This window comes from Alistipes provencensis, assembly GCF_900083545.1.
Classification (GTDB): domain Bacteria; phylum Bacteroidota; class Bacteroidia; order Bacteroidales; family Rikenellaceae; genus Alistipes; species Alistipes provencensis.
Map to the genome: position 1 here is coordinate 1,672,274 of NZ_LT559262.1, position 18,287 is coordinate 1,690,560.

The 18,287-nt window shown below is 60.5% G+C and carries 18 protein-coding genes and 1 tRNA gene; 4 read left to right on the forward strand and 15 right to left on the reverse strand.

Features of this window, described 5'->3' with window-relative positions; translation table 11 throughout:
• Nucleotides 1-62: 62 nt before the first annotated feature.
• From BN5935_RS15645 to BN5935_RS06615, 3 genes are read right to left on the reverse strand one after another with little or no spacing between them, the layout of a single operon-like run.
• Nucleotides 63-1,199, reverse strand: coding sequence for a nucleoside hydrolase (locus BN5935_RS15645; RefSeq protein ID WP_262481023.1), 1,137 nt, complete (start codon nucleotides 1,197-1,199; stop codon nucleotides 63-65).
• Nucleotides 1,196-1,579, reverse strand: a complete 384-nt coding sequence (locus BN5935_RS15650; RefSeq protein ID WP_262481024.1) for a nucleoside hydrolase — start codon at nucleotides 1,577-1,579, stop codon at nucleotides 1,196-1,198. The genes BN5935_RS15645 and BN5935_RS15650 overlap by 4 nt, the downstream gene beginning before the upstream one ends.
• A 13-nt stretch (nucleotides 1,580-1,592) precedes the next feature.
• Nucleotides 1,593-3,479 (reverse strand): TonB-dependent receptor, encoded by a 1,887-nt coding sequence (locus BN5935_RS06615; RefSeq protein ID WP_064975420.1) that lies wholly within the window; start codon nucleotides 3,477-3,479, stop codon nucleotides 1,593-1,595.
• Nucleotides 3,480-3,663: 184 nt separating this feature from the next.
• Here BN5935_RS06615 and BN5935_RS06620 point away from each other — a divergent pair, with 184 nt between their 5' ends.
• Entirely contained in the window at nucleotides 3,664-5,628 is a 1,965-nt protein-coding gene (locus BN5935_RS06620) for an MFS transporter (protein ID WP_064975421.1), read from the forward strand.
• A 3-nt stretch (nucleotides 5,629-5,631) separates the two neighbouring features.
• Here BN5935_RS06620 and BN5935_RS06625 read toward each other — a convergent pair whose 3' ends face one another.
• The 11 genes from BN5935_RS06625 to BN5935_RS06675 form a co-directional block, all read right to left on the reverse strand.
• A complete protein-coding gene (locus tag BN5935_RS06625) occupies nucleotides 5,632-6,393 on the reverse strand; it encodes an energy-coupling factor ABC transporter ATP-binding protein (RefSeq protein WP_064975422.1) in 762 nt (253 codons plus the stop codon).
• Between the two features lies 1 nt (nucleotide 6,394).
• The gene (gene cbiQ / locus BN5935_RS06630; RefSeq protein WP_064975423.1) at nucleotides 6,395-7,210 is read right to left on the reverse strand and encodes a cobalt ECF transporter T component CbiQ; all 816 of its coding nucleotides are present in this window, start codon (nucleotides 7,208-7,210) and stop codon (nucleotides 6,395-6,397) included.
• Nucleotides 7,207-8,193: an energy-coupling factor ABC transporter permease gene (locus BN5935_RS06635; RefSeq protein ID WP_235821032.1), complete on the reverse strand. Its 987-nt coding sequence runs from the start codon at nucleotides 8,191-8,193 to the stop codon at nucleotides 7,207-7,209. Before BN5935_RS06635 ends, cbiQ begins: the two co-directional genes overlap by 4 nt.
• A 68-nt stretch (nucleotides 8,194-8,261) precedes the next feature.
• A complete protein-coding gene (gene yut / locus BN5935_RS06640) occupies nucleotides 8,262-9,305 on the reverse strand; it encodes an urea transporter (RefSeq protein ID WP_064975425.1) in 1,044 nt (347 codons plus the stop codon).
• Between the two features lie 30 nt (nucleotides 9,306-9,335).
• The gene (locus tag BN5935_RS06645) at nucleotides 9,336-10,250 is read right to left on the reverse strand and encodes an urease accessory protein UreD (RefSeq protein ID WP_064975426.1); all 915 of its coding nucleotides are present in this window, start codon (nucleotides 10,248-10,250) and stop codon (nucleotides 9,336-9,338) included.
• Nucleotides 10,247-10,918 (reverse strand): urease accessory protein UreG, encoded by a 672-nt coding sequence (gene ureG / locus BN5935_RS06650; RefSeq protein WP_064975427.1) that lies wholly within the window; start codon nucleotides 10,916-10,918, stop codon nucleotides 10,247-10,249. The genes BN5935_RS06645 and ureG overlap by 4 nt, the downstream gene beginning before the upstream one ends.
• A 107-nt stretch (nucleotides 10,919-11,025) precedes the next feature.
• Nucleotides 11,026-11,718 carry an urease accessory protein UreF gene (locus BN5935_RS06655; RefSeq protein ID WP_064975428.1) on the reverse strand — a complete coding sequence of 231 codons (693 nt, stop codon included), beginning with the start codon at nucleotides 11,716-11,718 and terminating at the stop codon, nucleotides 11,026-11,028.
• A 10-nt stretch (nucleotides 11,719-11,728) separates the two neighbouring features.
• Nucleotides 11,729-12,304 (reverse strand): urease accessory protein UreE, encoded by a 576-nt coding sequence (ureE, locus tag BN5935_RS06660; RefSeq protein WP_064975429.1) that lies wholly within the window; start codon nucleotides 12,302-12,304, stop codon nucleotides 11,729-11,731.
• 72 nt (nucleotides 12,305-12,376) lie between these two features.
• The gene (locus tag BN5935_RS06665) at nucleotides 12,377-14,095 is read right to left on the reverse strand and encodes an urease subunit alpha (protein WP_064975430.1); all 1,719 of its coding nucleotides are present in this window, start codon (nucleotides 14,093-14,095) and stop codon (nucleotides 12,377-12,379) included.
• Between the two features lie 5 nt (nucleotides 14,096-14,100).
• A complete protein-coding gene (locus BN5935_RS06670) occupies nucleotides 14,101-14,628 on the reverse strand; it encodes an urease subunit beta (protein WP_064975431.1) in 528 nt (175 codons plus the stop codon).
• Between the two features lie 17 nt (nucleotides 14,629-14,645).
• On the reverse strand, nucleotides 14,646-14,948 hold the full coding sequence (locus BN5935_RS06675) for an urease subunit gamma (RefSeq protein ID WP_026076677.1): 303 nt from the start codon (nucleotides 14,946-14,948) through the stop codon (nucleotides 14,646-14,648).
• A gap of 215 nt (nucleotides 14,949-15,163) precedes the next feature.
• Between BN5935_RS06675 and crcB the strand changes: the two genes are divergently transcribed.
• Together crcB and BN5935_RS15715 are read left to right on the forward strand one after the other, a co-directional pair.
• Nucleotides 15,164-15,541: a fluoride efflux transporter CrcB gene (gene crcB, locus BN5935_RS06680; RefSeq protein ID WP_064975432.1), complete on the forward strand. Its 378-nt coding sequence runs from the start codon at nucleotides 15,164-15,166 to the stop codon at nucleotides 15,539-15,541.
• A gap of 294 nt (nucleotides 15,542-15,835) precedes the next feature.
• Nucleotides 15,836-16,198, forward strand: coding sequence for a helix-turn-helix domain-containing protein (locus tag BN5935_RS15715; protein WP_082944046.1), 363 nt, complete (start codon nucleotides 15,836-15,838; stop codon nucleotides 16,196-16,198).
• 356 nt (nucleotides 16,199-16,554) lie between these two features.
• On the opposite strand, the gene BN5935_RS06685 is transcribed toward BN5935_RS15715, so the two are convergent.
• Nucleotides 16,555-16,636 (reverse strand) — tRNA-Leu (locus BN5935_RS06685).
• A gap of 97 nt (nucleotides 16,637-16,733) precedes the next feature.
• Here BN5935_RS06685 and BN5935_RS06690 point away from each other — a divergent pair.
• Nucleotides 16,734-18,287: an NAD(P)/FAD-dependent oxidoreductase gene (locus BN5935_RS06690; protein ID WP_064975433.1), complete on the forward strand. Its 1,554-nt coding sequence runs from the start codon at nucleotides 16,734-16,736 to the stop codon at nucleotides 18,285-18,287.

The window sequence follows — 18,287 nt, forward strand, 5'->3', positions numbered from 1 at the left end:
GTATCGCACCCCGGCTTTCGGAAGAAGCTGCCCGCATGCAATATAACCTTATTTAGGGGGCGCTACTCCCCGACGTACATGTCGAATATTTCGTGCCGGTCGAAATCGAGCCAGTAGCGCAGCGCCAGAGCCCTCACATACTGCCAGTAGGGTTCTGTCAGATCGCCGTAAAGTTCGATCCCCCGTTTCACATCCCGGCGGATACGGTCGGCGTACTCAGGTTTCAGCGCCAGCCGTACCGTCTTGTCCTTGAAGGTAAAACGGGCCTCGGGCCGCGGTCGGTCGTTTTCCGCCACGGCGATCAGCCCGTGTCCGACGGAGGCGCCCGTTCCGACCTGCAGGCCGTCGTTCATGCAGCTTATCGGCGGTTTGCGGCCCGCATACGTCGTGACGAAAATGTCGTCCACGCCGATATTGAAATACTCGCGGGCGCGGATTCCCATTTTGACGCCGATCGTGGCGTATATTCCCAGATGTCCGTGCAGTTCGTTGGTCAGCACGCCCGCACGCCATTCGCTCGGTCCGTGGCGTGAGATCGCCGAATCGATGATCGGGACGACATCCTCCGCATAGAGTGCACCGCAGACCGGAAAGCCGTAGAATACGCGGCTTTCGCTGTCGGGCTTGCCCCGCAGAATCGCGGTCAGTCGCGTCTGCGCCTCTGCCGCCGCGCGCTTGTCCGGCAGTTCGCACACCCGGACCGTCCCGTTCAGTTCCCGGATGGAAAACAGCTCCGGAGCGAACAGATAAACTGCGACCAGATCGTCCCAAGCTTCCAGATGACGCTTGCCCACCAGTTTTGCCAGCGGGGGCGTGCGGTGTGTCGCGGCGATCTTCCGGGCATAGACCGTCGGCACGGCTGCCACCGAGTCGAGCAAAGCGGGCGTAACGACGACCGGACATGCCGGGTTCGCCGACACGACGGTGACGGGTACGCCGCTCGCCAGCACATAACGGGCGGCGACGCTGTCCGTTTCGAAATTGGCTCCGGAGAGCGGTTCGGCTCCGCTGTTGTACCAGACGATCCGGTCGAGCCGTGCCCCGGAGGCGGGATTTTCCCGCAGCACGTCGTAGAGATTCGTCAAAGCCCCGAGGGCGATGAACACGACCTTTTCCTCTTCGTCCGCGAGGGTCCGGGCGATCAGCGCCCGTGCCGGGGGCGGATCGCCGGCTCCGGCACGGGCGTCGCCCCACTTCACGGGGGCGGATCGCCGGCTCCGGCACGGGCGTCGCCCCACTTCACGGCTGCGGAATGGGCGCGCCACGCAGGTGCGGGGGCATTCACCGCACGTCCCGCGCCGACCGGGATGCCTTCGTGGTAGAAGGAGTCGAGCAGCGCCCGCACCCGCACGGCGGCGCTGTCGGGAAGCAGCGCGCCTTCCGAGGTCGTGACGGCGAGCACCTCCACCTCGCGGTTGCCCAGCAGCATGCAGAGGGTGCGCAGGTCGTCGGCTGCGCCGTCGGTGTCGATGACGGCATGGAAACGGGCTTTGCCCGAATGCGCATGGCAGGGGGCGAGGAGGAGCGACAGGATGACTGCCAGCAGGCCCCGGCGGAAAAAACACGGATGAATCGTCATGGTTCGGATCGTATTAAAAATTCACATTCATACCGCCCAGCACCGTCGCTTTCGGCATGGGGAATCCGGCGTTGATTTCGTAACGCTGCGCCAGCAGGTTTTCGCCCCGCACGAACAGATCGAGCCACCGGGCGGCGCGGAACGTGACGCTGGCGTTCCACAACACGAAATTGTCTTTCGCCGCGGGTTTGACCGAGGTATAAAGTCCGTGGACATACTGCATGCCCGTCGATGCCTTCCAGCGCCTGTGTGTGAAATTCGCCCCGGCGTAGAGCTTGTGCTCGGGGGCCGCGGCCACCGGGTAGGCCATATGGAGGTAGCTGTAGTTCGCCGAGACGCTCCATGCGGGGTTTATGCGCAATGCCGCGTCGCCTTCGACGCCCCAGTTCTCGATCCGGCCCGTATTGATGTTTTTCGGGCGCCCGTCCACCGGAACGGTCTGGATCATGTTGTCGCCGTCGATGTAGTAGACGCTGACTCCGTATGACAGTGCGCCGTCCGAGGTGCGCTGCGTGAACGAGAGTTCGTAGTTCATCAGCTTTTCGGGCTTCAGATCGGGGTTCTGCGGCGGGAACATATACATTTCGCGGATCGTCGGGAAGCGGAATCCTTTGCTGACCATCGCCTTGATCTGGGCGTTGTGCGGCAGCAGGAACGACAGTCCGCCCTGCGGAACCCACTCCGTTCCCGCATGCGAGTGGTGGTCGAGGCGCAGCCCGGCGTCGAGCGTCAGCCAGTGCGTCAGGCTCTGGCGGAAATCGACGTAGCCGGCCACTTCGTCCATCGTCTTGTCGGCCGTGGTTTTGTCCGGAGCGCCGTCAGTGAAGACGTTCCACGCCTTGCCGCCGAAGTGCTGGTAATCGACACCCACGGTCAGGCGGTTGCCGCTGAAAAGCGCGACGCTCTGATACCACGATACGCCCAGCATCCTGTCGCGGGAGTTGAAACGGTAGTTCAGCGGCTCTTCGCCGGGCGAGTAGCCGTCGTTGATCCGGTGCCGGCCCCAGTTGTAGAAGAAGCTCAGGGAGCCGGATGTCTTGCCGTAATCGTTGCGCAGGGCGAACGACGTCATGCCGCGGGTAATGCGCTGCTTGTTGTCGAGAATGGGCGCCGAAACGGCTCCCGGATTCCGGGCGTTGAAGTGCGTGAGGTTCACGTCGGCGTAAACGTCCCACTCGTCGGTGATCCGGTAACCCAGCTTGGCATAGCCGCCGTATTGTTCGAATCCCATGTTCCTGCGGTGACCGTCGGTGCGGTTGTACGAGCCGGTCACCGTGCTGGTGAAGCGTCCGGCTCGAATCTGGTTCGTGACCTCGGTTTCGACCGTGTTGTAGGAGCCGTATCCGGCATGGAGGTCGGTTTTGACCCCGTCTTCGTGCATCCTGCGCGTCACGATGTTGATGACGCCGCCCATGGCGTTCGAGCCGTACAGCACCGAAGCGGGGCCGCGCACCACCTCGACCCGGTCGGCCAGCATCGACTGGTAGGCGTCGGCGATAGGATGCCCCATCAGCCCCATGTATTGGGGATGGCCGTCGATCAGCACCAGCAGTCCCGTCGTGGGGGCTCCGCCGACGCCGCGCAGCGTCATCTGCCCGGCAGCCCCGCCCGAAACACCGTATCCCATGATACCGCGTCCCGTGACGAACAGCCCCGGGATCTGTTCGGTCAGCGTCGGAAGCAGCGACGGCCGGAATCCCTCGGCGATCTGCTGCCTCCCGACGACGGAGATGGTCATCGGCAAATGCCGGATGTCGGTTTCATGCCGGGTCCCCGTGATTACGACCTCTCCGATCGGGTGGGGCTTTCCGCTGCGCAGGCTGTCGGCGGTCTCGGACCGCAGGGCGCATACGGGGAGGATGCTGCTTGACAGCAGCAGTACGAATAGTTTAGACTTCATTTTTTCGCATTATGTTTTACACGGATATTTTTCTTGTCTTGCGTCGCATCCTCGCCTTTCTCCAATTTTTGTTCCAAAATCCGCCGGAGACCGAAGAATGTGCGGATTCCGGATACATGCCGGACGTCCGTTTTCCTTTTCGGCGCGTTTCTTGTTCTGAGCCCGATAAACAGCTCATTACGTTATGGAAAATACCCGGCAACCGATCTCGTTACGGATTCGGCAGTATCTGCGCGATGCCGTCGGACGCATGCATCCTTCCGTCTCGTTCGTCTCCTGCATCGGTGTCCTGCTGGCTTATCTGACGGGCGTCTACATCACAGGATCGCTCCACGAGGCATCGCGCTGGATGGGGGCCATGCTGGCCTGCACGTCGCTGGTGGTCGTCTTGCAGTCGAACAGCTACAAGGCTTCGCTGCGCACCGGATGGACCCGGGTGCTGGGGACCTTCCTCGGGGCGCTCGTCGCCTACATATACCTCAAGATGTGGCCCTTTTCGATCGTGGGAATGCTCGCCTCGGTCTTCGTGCTGGAGATGCTCTGCATGCTGGTCGGAATCTACCGGAACGGCCGTATCGCCACCATTACGCTGCTCATCATCCTGCTCGTCTCGCAGATGACGCCCCACGTCTCGCCGGCCGTGAACTGCCTGCTGCGTTTTACCGAATCGGTCGTCGGCGTCGTGGTGGGCATTGCGCTGCTGTGGCTGCTCGAGCGGTGGAACAGATGGCTCTACCCGCAGGAATACGCAAACACAGTTACCGATAAAAATATGAACATGGACACGATGCCCCTGCGTTGGGGCCATTTCAGAGTGCTTATCGTCGCTTCGCTCGGGCAGATCACCGGAGCGGGGCTGGCGACGCTGGTCGGCGTCATACTGCCGATGATCCAGATTTTCCGGCATCCCGGACTTACCTCCCTGCAACAGGGACTCGTGGCGGCGACCAGCCTCGTCGGAATCATGGTCGGCTCGGTGCTGTTCGGGGCATGGAGCGATAAGAAGGGATACCTGTTCTTCTTCCGGTTCTGTCCGGCACTCATTCTCGCGGCCTCGCTGCTGGCCTTTTTCACGGCCGATCTCTTCGGGCTGGTCGCGGGACTGTTTTTCATGGGGCTGGGCATCGGCGGCGGTTACAGTCTCGATTCGGACTACATTTCCGAGATCATGCCCCGGCGGTGGAAACTGCTGATGGTCGGCGTGGCGAAAGCCGTGTCGTCGCTGGGCAGCATCGCAGCGGCGGCCATCTGCTTCTTCCTGCTGCGGGAGTGGAACGATCCGCACCTGTGGAACCGTCTGCTGCTGCTCGTCGCAGTCATGGCGGTCGTCATGCTGCTCTGCCGCATCCGGTTCGAACAAAGTCCCGGATGGCTCGTCGCCCACGGGCGCATGGCCGAAGCCGAAAAGGCCGTGCAATATTTCCTAGGGCCGGATGTGGAGATCGGTGAAATCCGCAACCGTCCGGACAAGACGCAGATGCCGAAGGTGGCATGGAGCGACCTTTTCAAATCCGGTCAGGTGAAGAAAGTGATTTTCAGCGGCATTCCGTGGGCCTGCGAGGGATTGGGCGTCTACGGCATCGGGGTGTTCCTGCCCGTGCTGGTCATGGCGCTGGGGCTGGAATCGGGGTCCGAATCGGCCTTTTCACGAATCACCGGTTCGGTGTTGCTGACCACTTGGATCAACCTCTGCATCCTGCCGGGATTCGTACTGGGGCTGCTGCTCGTGAACCGCTGGTATCATGTGCGGACCCAGACGTGGGGCTTTATCCTCTGCGCCGCGGGCATGGGCATCCTGCTGGCGGCCTACGAATTCCACTGGCCGGTGTGGATCGCCGTGTCCGGATTCATGCTCTTCGAACTGTTCCTCAATGCGGGTCCCCACCTGATGACGTTCATCATTCCGCCCCAAATCTATTCCGTCGCCGAGCGCGGCGCAGGTGCGGGACTGGCCGCGGCCTTCGGCAAACTGGGCGCTGTTGCCGGCGTCGTCGTCATTCCGGTGCTACTCAAGTGGGGCGGCGCTTCGCTGGTGCTTTGGGTGACGATCGGCGTACTGCTCGCCGGGGCGCTGGTTACGAACGTCGTCGGCCGGGAGGTGCTTCCCGACAGGGGACGGTCGGTGCGTCCCGAGGTCCGGCGCGACTGACCGTCAACGGGCGTACTCCCTTTTCAGCGCGCGTTTCATCCGCAGTTCGCAAGGCTGCTCCAACCCGCACTCTTCGAGCAGGGCCAGATCGCCGAACACATGCCGCGTATTGCCGTCGGCCACGATCCGCCCCTCCTTCATCACGATCGTGCGGTCGCAAAGGTCGAGCACCATCTCCATATCGTGCGTGGCGACGAGCGTCGTGTGGCTGAAACGGCGTATCAGGTCGATGATCTGCCGCCGGGCGCGGGGATCGAGATTCGAGGTCGGCTCGTCCATGACGAGCACCGACGGCTCCATCGCGAGGACCGTCGCTATCGCAACGCGCTTCTTCTGTCCGCCCGAAAGTCGGAAAGGCGACGCTTCGCGCAGATCGAGCGCTCCGACGGCATCGAGGGCCTCCGTGACGCGGCGGCGTATCTCTTCGGGTTCGAGTTGCATGTTCGCAGGTCCGAAGGCCACGTCTTCCTCGACCGTGGGCATGAAGAGCTGGTTGTCCGAATCCTGAAACACCAGCCCCACGGACTGCCGCACCAGCGGCAGCGTCCTGCGCGTGAGCGTGATCCCGCCCATGACCACTTCGCCCTGCGAAGGCATCAGCAGTCCGTTGGTGTGCAGCAGCAGAGTCGATTTCCCGGCTCCGTTGGCCCCCACCAAGGCGACCTTCTCTCCGTGCGTGATGCGGAACGAGACGCCGCAGAGCGCTTCGTAACCGTTGGGATAACGGTAATGCACATCGTCGAACCGGAGGTAGTGGTGGCTCATCTCAAAGGTTGTTTATCAGCATCGAAAGGTTTTCGGCCGGACGGCACAGCCGCAGCAGGATGAGTGCCGAGCACCATACGGCGAGAAACAGGGTATCGCGCATTTTCCATGCCGGGCGTTCGGACACCCCCTCCGGGATGCGCCCCGAAAATCCCCGCGCCAGCATCGCCCGGCTGATCTGCTCGGCCCGGTCGAACGTGCGGATCAGCAACTGTCCGACGAGTGTTCCCCAAATCTTCAGCGGGTAGGATTTGCGCCCGAAACTTCGTGCGTCGCGGGCCTGCTGCATGGCCGCGGCCTCTTCGATCAGGACATAAAGGTAACGGTAGACGAAAAGCAACTGCGTGGTGAAAACGGCCGGTACCCCCAGCCGCTGCATGCTCCGGCAGAGACCGTAGTAGCCGGTGCTGCCGATCAGCACGAGCAGCGCCTGCACCGACAGCAGGCCGCGCAGGACGATCGAGAGAAACGAAATCCAGCCGGCGGTGACGACCACCGCGCCTACCCGGAAAACCGGCTCGCGGTCGTAGAAGAGGTTGAAAACGCCGATAAAGGCGACGAACGGCAGCACGACGAGCGACCGCCGGAAAATCGTTGCGCAGCTCAGGCCGCCCATTGCGCAGGTGACGATCGGAAAGACGCAGAACAGCAGCAGCTCCGGAAGCCGGGGAAGCGGCACGGAGAGCATCGTCACGAGGAAAACCACCGTGACGAGCAGTTTGGCCCGTGCATCCGTGCGATGGAGCGGACTTTGCATCCGGGCGGTCCGCTCCATCGCATCCAATGCACAAAGTACATGCTGCAATCGGTTTTTCATTCCTGCTTTTGTCCGGCGCGGAACAGACAGGAGGCGCCGAACACGGCCAGCAGAATGGCCCCGCTTCCCACGATTCCCGCAAACGTCGTGTTGTAATCGGGTATGACGGCCGTTTTCTCCTGAATGGCGGCGGCTCTCCGGTGCAGGCCGTCGGACGCAGGTTCCAGTTCGGTCCGCCCCGCCGTCTTCTCGATCGACCATTCCAGTCCGTCGGGATCGGACGAAGCGATCCACGAGAACGACCCGGCGACGAGCAGCGCCGCCAGCGCGATCGCCGCAAAGGCCTTTCCGAACCGCTGTCTTCCGGAGGTGCGTTCCCGGCGGACGCCGTACAGCAGTTCGGGCTTATAACGCTGCACGATGTAGATCACCGCCGCCGTAGCCAGCCCCTCGCCGATACCGATGAACAGATGGATCGGGAGCATGAACAACAGAAACTGTCCCATCGGCAGCGCGGTGATGCCCGACGCTTCGGTTTCGATCGTCACGGCCAGTGCGCCCAGTTCGAGTCCGGCCACCGAAGCGAGCAGCGACGCGGCGAGGATGCGCCCCGGCGATGCGCCGCGTTTCATCAGCGGCCTGAACAGCAGCGGATAGGCTACCAGACACGACAGCACCGCCATGTTGAGGATATTGGCGCCCAAAGCCATGAAACCGCCGTCGGCGAAAACCAGACACTGGATCACCAGTACGGAGGCCAGCGTAATCAGCGCGGCCCAAGGACCCAGTATCGCCGAGAGCAGGATGCCGCCGACCAGATGGCCGCTCGAGCCCGTTCCCGGAATAGAGAAATTTATCATCTGGGCGGCGAAGATGAAGGCGCCCATCACACCCATCAGCGGAACGATGTGCTCGTCCCGCCCGTCGGGTTCGGGGCGGGCGTTGCGCGGATGTTTGACTTTCCGGATCGCCGTTCCGAGCAGGACCAGCGATACGGCTCCCGTAACGGCGAATACCGGCGGGGAGACCAGTGCGTCGGACATGTGCATAGTCTGTCGTTTTTCAGGTTTTTAGGTCGCCCTGCCCGGCAACGGCCGGACCGGGCGGACGGTTATTTCGTTTTCGCGCCCGGCTGCTGCGCCGCCAGATGCTTCTTGTTTTCCGGATACCAGTTCGAATGGTCGGGCTTCTGCTCGTCGTCGAACCTGACGAGCGGCAGCAGGAAGAGCCATGTCGTGATACAGAACGGTCCGGTCAGGGTGGCGATTCCGACAGGCGCCATCAGCACATACATGCCGGCCTGAACGAACACCGTCACCAGAATCCCCAGAACGGCCCACAGCGCCGAGCGGAAATTCGGCTTGTAAAACACCGTCGCCAGTGCAATGGCCGTCAGCACGGGGCTGTATCCGTAAAGTCCTTCGGAGATGTCCGGGCCCGACGCTTTCAGCACGATGACCGTCAGCAGCGCCAGCGCCGAGCCGATCGCGGCCCAGAGCGCCGCCCAGCGGCTGCAAAGGAACAGTCCCGCGAGGAAACAGATTCCCGTCACCCACGAATCGATCAGAAAGACCTGTCCGATACCTTTCAGCCAGTAAACCGCCAGATCGCCCAAACGGATGCTCTCCAGCGATGAAAAGGCCGCCGGAAGCGACGGGTCGGACATGTGCGTCGTCGGCAGCCCGTGCATGGCGCGTGCCGCCAGCAGGAACATCCATGTGCAGAAGACGAACGGAAAGGTGAACGAATTGACCTTCCATGGCGCCATCACGTTGTTGAATCCCGTGCGCACCCATGTCGTCAGCGCCGAACAGAGCACCAGCGCCAGCCACATCCAGACGGTGTTGCCCATGAACGTAGGAAACGCGCACCCCACCAGCACGCCGTTGAAACCCCAGAGTCCCTGCTCGCCGTCCTTGGCCGGAAAGCCGAGCAGATAGCCCGTCACCGTAGAGACGGTCACGCCCAGCAGGGCGCCCCAGCCCACAAGTCCCTGCCCCTCGGTATAGGCGCCCCAGAAAATGCCGATCATAAACAGGAGTCCTGTCCATGCGCTGTTCTGAAACATCACCTGCCCGGTGCCGCGCAGCAGAATTTTGATAAACTCGAAAGAGCCTCCGCCGGCCCCTTCGGATCGAGCGATCGTATTTGCCATATTTGCATTATTTAACTATTAACAAAGTTCCTATCTCCACGGAAACTCTTCGGGCAAAGGTTTGCCCTTGATTTCCTGCCGGACCGAGGAGCAGAATTCGCGGATGAGTTTTTTCACGGGTGCCGTCTCCTCGCCTAAAACTTTATAGAGCAGCCCCGCATCGTTCGGCAGGCGCGTGATGCCGGCCGCCAGCCGGCGGTCGCGGTCGATGAAGGCCGGCGTCCGTTCGTAGATGTTGTCGGCGTGTTCCGGAGGCGTCAGTACGATCACGTTGGCGAAAACGTCGTACCCGTTCATCGCGCCGAGCGTCGAGGGCGCGTGCATTTCGGGCCGGATGATGAATTTTTCGCGGAACAACTGCTCCCCGCCGGGGCGTTCGGCATGGGAGCAGACCGAAAGAATGTCGTACTGGAAAGTCTCGCCCCGGTCGAAATATTTCCGGCCGCTCATGTAAATCTCCGAATAGAACAGCGTGGCCGACGGCGCGATGCGGATCGCCGTGTCGGCGATGAACCGCGTGTGCCGGCACGGGATGGTCGGTTCGGGCAGGTATTCCAGATAGGCGTTCTCTTCGAGCTCGAACACCTGTGTCAGTCCCGAATAGTTGTAGCGCATCTCGGCCAGTTTGGTCGCCGCTCCGGTCGAAATGTGGGCATAGGCGCCTTTGCGGACGACGAAACGCTGTTCATAGCGATCGCCGTCCACGTTGGGGCCTCCCGAGGAGAGGATGTAAACGCACGGCATCTCGGGCATGCCTTCGTCGAAATAGAGTTCCTGCTGGACGATCAGCGGCGCATGCCGTTCCAGATCGCGCATGATCGACTTGCCGTCGTCGTCGAGCTCGAATCCCAAGTAGAGGTATCCCATTTTCCCCGGAGTGCCGACAGGCATCGCCTTCGGCTCTTCGAGGTAGGGGCTCATCTCTTTGGCTGCTGTGAAATTCATCGTAGGGCGCCGGTTAGGGGTTCCGAAACTTTCTCTTTGTCGTTGTCGAGGTCGAAAAGCGCCATCCGGCGGATCAGGGCGACCAGTTCGTCGATCCCTTCACCCGTCATGCAGTTGGTGAATACGAACGGTTTGCCCGGACGCATCAGCTCGGAATCGCGCCGCATCACTTCGAGATCGGCACGGACATAGGGGGCCAGATCGGTCTTGTTGATAACCAGAATATCGGACTGGGATATCCCCGGTCCGTCCTTGCGGGGAATCTTGTCGCCCGCGGCCACATCGATCACATAGATGAAAAAGTCCACCAGCGCAGGGCTGAACGTGAGGGTGAGGTTGTCGCCGCCCGACTCGATCAGCACCACGTCGCCGTCGGGGAACCGGGCCTCCATCTCCTCGACCGCCGCGATGTTCATCGAAGGGTCCTCGCGCACGGCCGTATGGGGGCACGCTCCGGTCTCGACGCCGATGATCCGCTCCTCGACAAGGATGCCCTTCAGCATTTTGCGTACATGCTTGGCGTCTTCCGTGGTTACCACGTCGTTGGTTATCACCAGCACTTTGTAGCCCATGTCCAGAAGCCGCGGGGTGATGGCTTCGATCAGCGCCGTCTTGCCGGAGCCCACGGGGCCGCCGATTCCGATTCTGCAAGTTGTATTGTTGCTCATAATTTTATCTTTCTGTTTTTACATTCGTTTATCCCGGGGTGGCAGCGCAAATCCGGCTCCGAACGACCCGGCCTGCCATCGCCTATAAAACCCACTTCTTAAGTGGGTTAGTTCATAAACATGCGTTTGGTTCCCTTTTCGTGCAGCGAGGCGAGAATGTCGATCTGCGGCACGAAGGTATACATGTCGTCGAAGTCCATGTCGCCCGCCGTGTCATAGAGTTCGCCAAGCTTTTCGGCGGCCCGGAACAGGATGCGCTGCGTGTCGTAGTGCGACACGCGCACGCAGCGGAGGGCCGCGCTGACGACCATGTTGACCACGCCGTACTGGTGGGAGCAGAAAAGCTCCTTTTCGGAGATTCCGCAGGCCGCGAATACGATACCCTGCGCCACGGGATAAGTGCCGGGGGTGCGGCCGCCGGCGATGTCGCCGAGCCACCGCGCTGCGGTTTCATCGGGAAAGATGTGTTTCGACAGCTCGGCCAGCTTCTTGCCCATGCGCCGGGTCATCAGCCGCGCCTCGGCGTTCATCTTGCAGAGAACGGCCTGACGGTCGGCATTGAGGATACCCTCGTAATAACCGAGGTTATAGCTGCGGAAAGCGTGCAGCGCCGCGACTCCGTCGGTGAAGGCGGCCTGCCGGACAATGTCCTGCGTATATTGTTCGAGCGTCGCGGCGTCGTGCACCAGTTCCTCTTCGGCGGCCGTTTCCAGCCCGTTGGAGAAGGAGAAGGTCCCGACCGGAAAGGCCGAGTCGGTGAATTCGAGCAGCCGCATGACGGTTGTTGCGTCGTCGGTCATAAGGATGGGTTTAATGCGCGTGCGCATGTTCGTGATGGTGGTGTACGTCGCTGTCGGGACCTGTGCCGCCGAACAGACGCCGGATTTCATGGGGCGCCAAATAGGGAATCACCTCCGAACCGGGCTGGAACGAGTAGGCGACACCTTCTATATGGTGCGTACGCATCACGCTGTCCATCACTTTCTTGTCCACCGTCAGCGGAATGTAGACCTTCGTCCCCTTGACCACTGCGGGCCAATGCTGGTTGCCGATGGCATGACCGAGTTCCACTGAGATATGGATGATCGTTTCCGGCGTTTGACGCGCCAGATCCGAAAGGTCTGCGACCAGCACGTCGTTGAGTCGGATGCGGATGGCCGCGATGCGGTGCTGTTCGGGCAGGTACTCGATAATATCGCCGTCGAGCATCTGCGAGTGGCGTTTCAACGCCACGGCGTATTCGTTTTCCCGGTCGCCTTTGACCACGAAGCGGCTTTTCTGGGCCGTCCACTGGTCGAGATCGATATATTCGATTTCGGCTTCCCGCGCTTTCTTCATCCATTCGGGATCCTGCAAATTGCCTATGATTTCCGTATATATTTTCATCGGATTCGTTTTTAAGTCGGTTTTAATTTCCGGGAGCACACCCTGCGGCATGCTCCCGGAAAAAAGTCAGGATTACGAGAACCAGAGCAGTTGGCTCAGGGGGAATTTGTCGGCAGGTTTGACGTAGGCGCGGATGTCGTTGACCAGCACGTCGAACGTTTCGGGATTCACGTCGATCTTCGGCATTCCTCCGTTGCGCACCATGTCGTATTTGGTGAGCTGGCGGGTGCGGCGCACGGGCTGCACCATACGATGCAGGTGGAGACGTTCCTTGATACCGCTTTGGAATGCGGCGTTCGAAACGAACGAAAGGCACGTTTCGGGTAGCGTGCGGCCGAAAGCGCCGTACATCGGACGGTAATAGCACGGCTGCGGCGTCGGGAGCGACGCGTTGGGGTCGCCCATGTTCGACCAGTTGATCAGGCCGCCCTTGATGACCATCTTGGGTTTGGCACCGAAGAACTGCGGCTCCCAGAGTACGAGGTCGGCGACTTTGCCCTTCTCGACCGATCCGAGGTAGTCGGAGACACCGTAAGTGATGGCCGGGTTGATCGTGATTTTGGCGATGTAACGCAGCACGCGGAAGTTGTCGTTCCCGTCGGCATCCTCGGCAAGCTTGCCGCAGGCGTTCTTCATGAACGACGCCATCTGGAACGTGCGCATGAACGATTCGCCGATACGGCCCATGGCCTGCGAGTCGGACGAAACCATCGACAGCACGCCCAGATCGTGCAGCACGTTCTCCGCGGCCTGCGTTTCGGGACGCACGCGGCTCTCGGCAAAGGCCACGTCCGACGGAATCTTCGGATTGAGGTTGTGGCAGACCATGATCATGTCGAACAGCTCGGCTTGGGAATTGATGCCGAACGGCAGGGTCGGATTGGTCGACGAAGGCAGCACATAGGGCATCGACGCCACTTTCAGCAGATCGGGGGCGTGTCCGCCGCCGGCGCCTTCGGTGTGGTAGGTATGGATCGTGCGGCCGTCCATGGCGGCAATCGTATCTTCGACATATCCGCTCTCGTTGAGCGTATCGGAGTGGATGGCCACCTGCACGTCGAAACGATCGGCGACGCCCAGCGCGGCGCGGATCGCAGCGGGAGTCGAACCCCAGTCCTCGTGAATCTTCAGGCCGCAGGCTCCGGCCTCGATCTGCTCTTCGAGCGGCTGGTTCATCGAGCAGTTGCCTTTGCCCAGCAGGCCGACGTTTACCGGAAGCCCCTCGATCGACTCCAGCATGCGTTCGATGTTCCAGCGGCCGGAAGTGATGGTGGTGCCGTTACTGCCGTCCGTAGGGCCGATTCCGCCGCCGAACAGGGTCGTAATGCCGTTGCTCAGGCAGGCGTAGGCCTGCTGCGGGGAGATCATGTGCACATGGCCGTCGATGCCGGCCGCTGTCAGGATCAGGTGTTCGCCCGATATGGCGTCGGTTGCGGTGCTGGTTACCAGATCGGGATGCACGCCGTGCATGATATTCGGATTGCCCGCCTTGCCGATACCGGCGATTTTTCCGTCCTTGACACCCACATCGGCCTTCACGACGCCCAGATTGGCGTCGATGATCGTCACGTTGGTGATAACGAGGTCGAGCGAACCCTCCTTCGAGGTCATCGTATTGGCCAGCCCCATGCCGTCACGGATGGTTTTACCGCCGCCGTAGACGACTTCGTCGCCGTATTCGCGCAGGTCTTTTTCGATCTCGACGTAAAGATCGGTGTCACCCAGCCGGATCTTGTCGCCGACGGTAGGACCGAAAAGATTGTTGTATTCTTGACGTGAAATTGTTGCCATATCCTCTATTTTTTAGTGTTGTTGCTTTTTTTCATAGCGGCCTCGGCTTCGCTTTCCGAAATGTTCTTGAACCCTGCATGCCGGGCTTTGCGTCCGGCATGTATATGTGCCGGGAAATAGGTGGGCGCATCCTCGTCGCCCGTATATCCCATCACCAGACCGTTGAAGCCGATCACGCGGCGTTTGCCCGAATAGGCCACGACCTCGACCTCTTTCTGGTCGCCCGGTTCGAACCGGATGGCGGTCGTTGCGGGAATGTTCAGGTGACAGCCGAAAGCGGCGTCGCGGTCGAACTCCAGATAGCGGTTAACCTCGAAGAAATGAAAATGCGAACCGACCTGAATCGGACGGTCGCCGGTATTGCGCACGACAAGCTGCACGGTCTTGCGGCCGGTATTGTACTCGATCGGGGCATTCATCAGGATTACTCCTCCGACGACGACGGACTTCGCAGGTTTGAAGCCGGGTTTATTCGGATAAAGACTCGCCGCCTGCACCTGATTTTTCGCAGGGGCGGGATTTTTCGTACTCATAATCAGGATTTTTTAAATTACTTAATAGGATGGTGGATGCTCACCAGACGGGAACCGTCCGTAAACACGGCTTCGACCTGCAACAGGTCGATCATGTCGGCGACGCCCTCCATGACGTCGCTTTTCTTCAGTACGCTGGCCGCTCCTTTCATAACCTCCTCCACGGTCTTGCCTTCACGCGCTCCCTCCAGTGCGGTGGACGTGATGTAGGCTACGGCCTCCGGGTAATTCAGTTTCAGCCCTTTTTTCATGCGCCTTTCGGCGATCATCCCGAGCGAAAGCAGCATGAGCTTGTCAATCTCTTTCGGTGTCAAGTGCATAATAAACGATTTTTATAGTTAATCCGGCTCCGCATCCCCGCAGGCCATACATACCCCGCCGGGGCAGCGATTCGCCGGTACTGATCAGCAGAGGCTCCAAATAGGATGCCAAAAGCTGCCCCGTGGCGATCCGCGGCAAAAAACGGAAGTCCTGTGGCATTAAATTTGTCCGGGGAAGAATCCGAATGGTAGAATCAATTAAAAACGTGTGAATTATGTTTAAAGCGATGATGATTGCGGGACTCGGCGGTTTTATCGGCACATGCCTGCGCTTTCTGACGGGAAAACTGGCTCATGTCATTACGGTTTCCGCGTTTCCATGGGGTACGTTCGCCGTCAATATTATCGGGAGTTTCGTGATCGGCATCTTTTTCGGACTGGCCGAAAAGGCCCACGTCATCTCACCGTCGATGAACGTATTCCTGATCACCGGCTTCTGCGGCGGTTTCACCACCTTTTCGTCGTTCGCCGACGACATGTACCTGCTCCTGCAACAGAAACACTGGCTCTATTTCGGCCTTTACGTCGGCCTGAGCTTCATGCTGGGGCTGATACTCGTATGGCTGGGACGCTCGCTGATAAAGACGGTATAGCGACTGTCGCCGTCGGAGATTTTGTCGGGGCTGCCTGACTCCGCCTTGCGGGAGGAATGCGAAACATATGTAGTGGCGGACCGTTTTCTGTCCGCTTGAAGCGAAACCGCGACTCCTGTGCGGCCCATATTTTGGGGCCGCATACCGCTTTTTTTGCCGTACTTTTGTCCGAATAAACTATTTCAGAGAGAATAATGGCAAGCGTAAAATTGATGCTCAATCGCCACCGCGCCCTGAAAAGCGGAGCTTACCCGCTGGTGTTCCAGCTCATCCACCGGCGCCCTCGATAGGGTAGTGCGCCGGAGCTTCCCTGCCGGGACAGGGCGATCTCCGGCTTCCGGAATCGGATTCTGCGTCCCTTTTCCGACAGTACCGTTTGTCGGCGGGCGAGGTGCTGCCGTCTCCGAACGTATCCTTCACGAGATTCGCAATACGGATAAGTGTATCGCCGAGATCGCTGTGGATTACGGTTTTGCTACGCCGTCCTACTTTACTACATTCTGCAAACAATATTTCGGACAGACGCCTACGGTGCTCCGTCGCCGCTCGGAGCTCCTGCATTCCGACTCTTGGGGCGGACGTCTCTCCGTCACAGGACCGTCCGTAATAGATCGGACCCGTGAGACGGCCGAACACGCATCGAATCTCAGAGGATGATTGAAAAACAATATTTGTTGCTTATGAGAATAAAAAGACTGATTTTATCATTGTTGCTGCTCGGATACTGTTGTTTGGTTTCCGGAGGGGAATTACTCTCCGCAGTCCCGGTGGGAGCTGCTGCCGGTTTGCGGCAGGGCGTGGGTGCGTTGGAGCGCTTGCGGACGAGCCCTGCAGAACGGCCCGTTTTTCGGCTCCGTTCCCTTTCGTGCTCCCGCGAGTTTGCCGCGAACTGCTTTCCGCTTTCGGTTCGGAGAATCGAACGAAGCCTTTGCAAAACGATGATATACAGTCGATTTTCTTCTTTTTGCACCGAACGGGCAACAAAAAAGGAACCTCGGAAAAAGGCTCCTTTGTGCGGATAAAGGGACTCGAACCCCCACGCCGTAAGGCATCAGATCCTAAGTCTGACGTGGCTACCAATTACACCATATCCGCATCGGTAAGACAAAGGTAGGCAAAAATTCACAAATAGCAATCGGCGACGGGGATTATCCGGGTTTTTTGGTTATTTTTGTAGACAAAATTCTATAATATGCCGCAGCAGATTACCCTCACGCTCACTCCCCGGCAGGCCGCTGACGCGAAGTTCTACACCGCGCAGGCGGCTCGTCGCATGGGCATCCGCGAGTCGGACATCGCGCTGGCGAGGGTCGTCAAAAGGTCGATCGACGCCCGTCAGCGCCAGGTGAAGGTGAACCTCACGCTGGAAATCTATGCCGACCATGAGCCGCAGCCCGGACCGGTGCATTTCGACTATCCGTCGGTCGGGGGCCGCACGGAGGTTGTGATCGTGGGATCGGGCCCTGCGGGGTTGTTCGCAGCCCTGCGGCTGATCGAACTGGGGCTGCGGCCCGTAATTCTGGAGCGGGGACGCGACGTCTCGGCCCGCAAGCGCGATATCGCGCAGATCAACCGCAACGGCGCCGTCGATCCCGATTCGAACTATGCTTTCGGTGAGGGCGGGGCCGGGACTTTCTCCGACGGCAAGCTCTTCACGCGCAGCAAGAAGCGCGGCGACTACAACAAGGCGCTGCAAACGCTCGTGTTTCATGGGGCGACACCCGAAATACTTTACGAGGCGCATCCGCATATCGGCACCGACCGTCTGCCGGGCATCATGCAGCGTATCCGGCAGACGATCGTCGATGCCGGCGGCGTTTTCCGCTTCGAAAGCCGCGTCACGGATCTGAAAATCGAAAAGGGCCGCATCGCCGGCGTATGGTGCGGCGGCGAGCTGATCGAAGGCGCCGCCGTGGTGTTGGCCACGGGCCATTCGGCGCGTGATATCTATGAACTGCTCCACCGACGCGGTGTGCGCGTCGAGGCCAAACCCTTTGCCATGGGGGTACGCATCGAGCATCCGCAGGCGCTGATCGACTCGATCCAGTACCATTGCGAAACGCGCGGCGAGTATCTTCCGGCGGCCTCCTATTCGCTGGTGAGTCAGGAGAATGGCCGCGGGGTCTATTCGTTCTGCATGTGTCCGGGCGGTTTCATCGTTCCGGCCATGACCGATGCCGCGCAGTCGGTGGTCAACGGCATGTCGCCCAGCGGCCGCACGTCGCCCTATGCCAATTCCGGACTGGTGACGGAGGTGCGGCTGGCGGATTTCGAACACCTGCGCACCGAATGGGGCGAACTGGCGGGGCTGAAATTCCAGCAGCAGTTCGAGGAACTGGCCCGCCGGGAGGGCGGGGAGCACCAGATAGCGCCGGCGCAGCGGGTCGCCGATTTCGTGGCGGGGCGTGCGAGCGGATCGCTGCCCGCGACCTCCTACATCCCCGGTGTCACCCCCTCGCGGCTCGACCGGTGGATGCCCGGCTTCATCGCGCAGGGTCTGCGGCAGGGGCTCACGACCTTCGGCCGCCGGATGCGGGGCTATGTGACCGGCGAGGCGTTGATCGTGGGCGTGGAGTCCCGGACCTCGACACCCGTGCGTGTGCCGCGCGATCCGGCGACGCTGATGCACCCTGAAACGGAGGGATTGTTCCCCGCGGGCGAGGGGGCGGGATATGCCGGCGGCATCATTTCTGCGGCGCTCGACGGCGAGCGGATCGCCGAAGCGGTAAAAAATTATATTCGATAG

Excerpts from the sequence above, each read along its gene's own strand:
- BN5935_RS15650 (WP_262481024.1), bottom strand. The coding sequence starts at position 1,579 with ATGACGATTCATCCGTGTTTTTTCCGCCGGGGCCTGCTGGCAGTCATC.
- BN5935_RS06615 (WP_064975420.1), bottom strand. The coding sequence starts at position 3,479 with ATGAAGTCTAAACTATTCGTACTGCTGCTGTCAAGCAGCATCCTCCCC.
- BN5935_RS06620 (WP_064975421.1), top strand. The coding sequence starts at position 3,664 with ATGGAAAATACCCGGCAACCGATCTCGTTACGGATTCGGCAGTATCTG.
- BN5935_RS06625 (WP_064975422.1), bottom strand. The coding sequence starts at position 6,393 with ATGAGCCACCACTACCTCCGGTTCGACGATGTGCATTACCGTTATCCC.
- cbiQ (WP_064975423.1), bottom strand. The coding sequence starts at position 7,210 with ATGAAAAACCGATTGCAGCATGTACTTTGTGCATTGGATGCGATGGAG.
- BN5935_RS06635 (WP_235821032.1), bottom strand. The coding sequence starts at position 8,193 with ATGTCCGACGCACTGGTCTCCCCGCCGGTATTCGCCGTTACGGGAGCC.
- yut (WP_064975425.1), bottom strand. The coding sequence starts at position 9,305 with ATGGCAAATACGATCGCTCGATCCGAAGGGGCCGGCGGAGGCTCTTTC.
- BN5935_RS06645 (WP_064975426.1), bottom strand. The coding sequence starts at position 10,250 with ATGAATTTCACAGCAGCCAAAGAGATGAGCCCCTACCTCGAAGAGCCG.
- ureG (WP_064975427.1), bottom strand. The coding sequence starts at position 10,918 with ATGAGCAACAATACAACTTGCAGAATCGGAATCGGCGGCCCCGTGGGC.
- BN5935_RS06655 (WP_064975428.1), bottom strand. The coding sequence starts at position 11,718 with ATGACCGACGACGCAACAACCGTCATGCGGCTGCTCGAATTCACCGAC.
- ureE (WP_064975429.1), bottom strand. The coding sequence starts at position 12,304 with ATGAAAATATATACGGAAATCATAGGCAATTTGCAGGATCCCGAATGG.
- BN5935_RS06665 (WP_064975430.1), bottom strand. The coding sequence starts at position 14,095 with ATGGCAACAATTTCACGTCAAGAATACAACAATCTTTTCGGTCCTACC.
- BN5935_RS06670 (WP_064975431.1), bottom strand. The coding sequence starts at position 14,628 with ATGAGTACGAAAAATCCCGCCCCTGCGAAAAATCAGGTGCAGGCGGCG.
- BN5935_RS06675 (WP_026076677.1), bottom strand. The coding sequence starts at position 14,948 with ATGCACTTGACACCGAAAGAGATTGACAAGCTCATGCTGCTTTCGCTC.
- crcB (WP_064975432.1), top strand. The coding sequence starts at position 15,164 with ATGTTTAAAGCGATGATGATTGCGGGACTCGGCGGTTTTATCGGCACA.
- BN5935_RS06690 (WP_064975433.1), top strand. The coding sequence starts at position 16,734 with ATGCCGCAGCAGATTACCCTCACGCTCACTCCCCGGCAGGCCGCTGAC.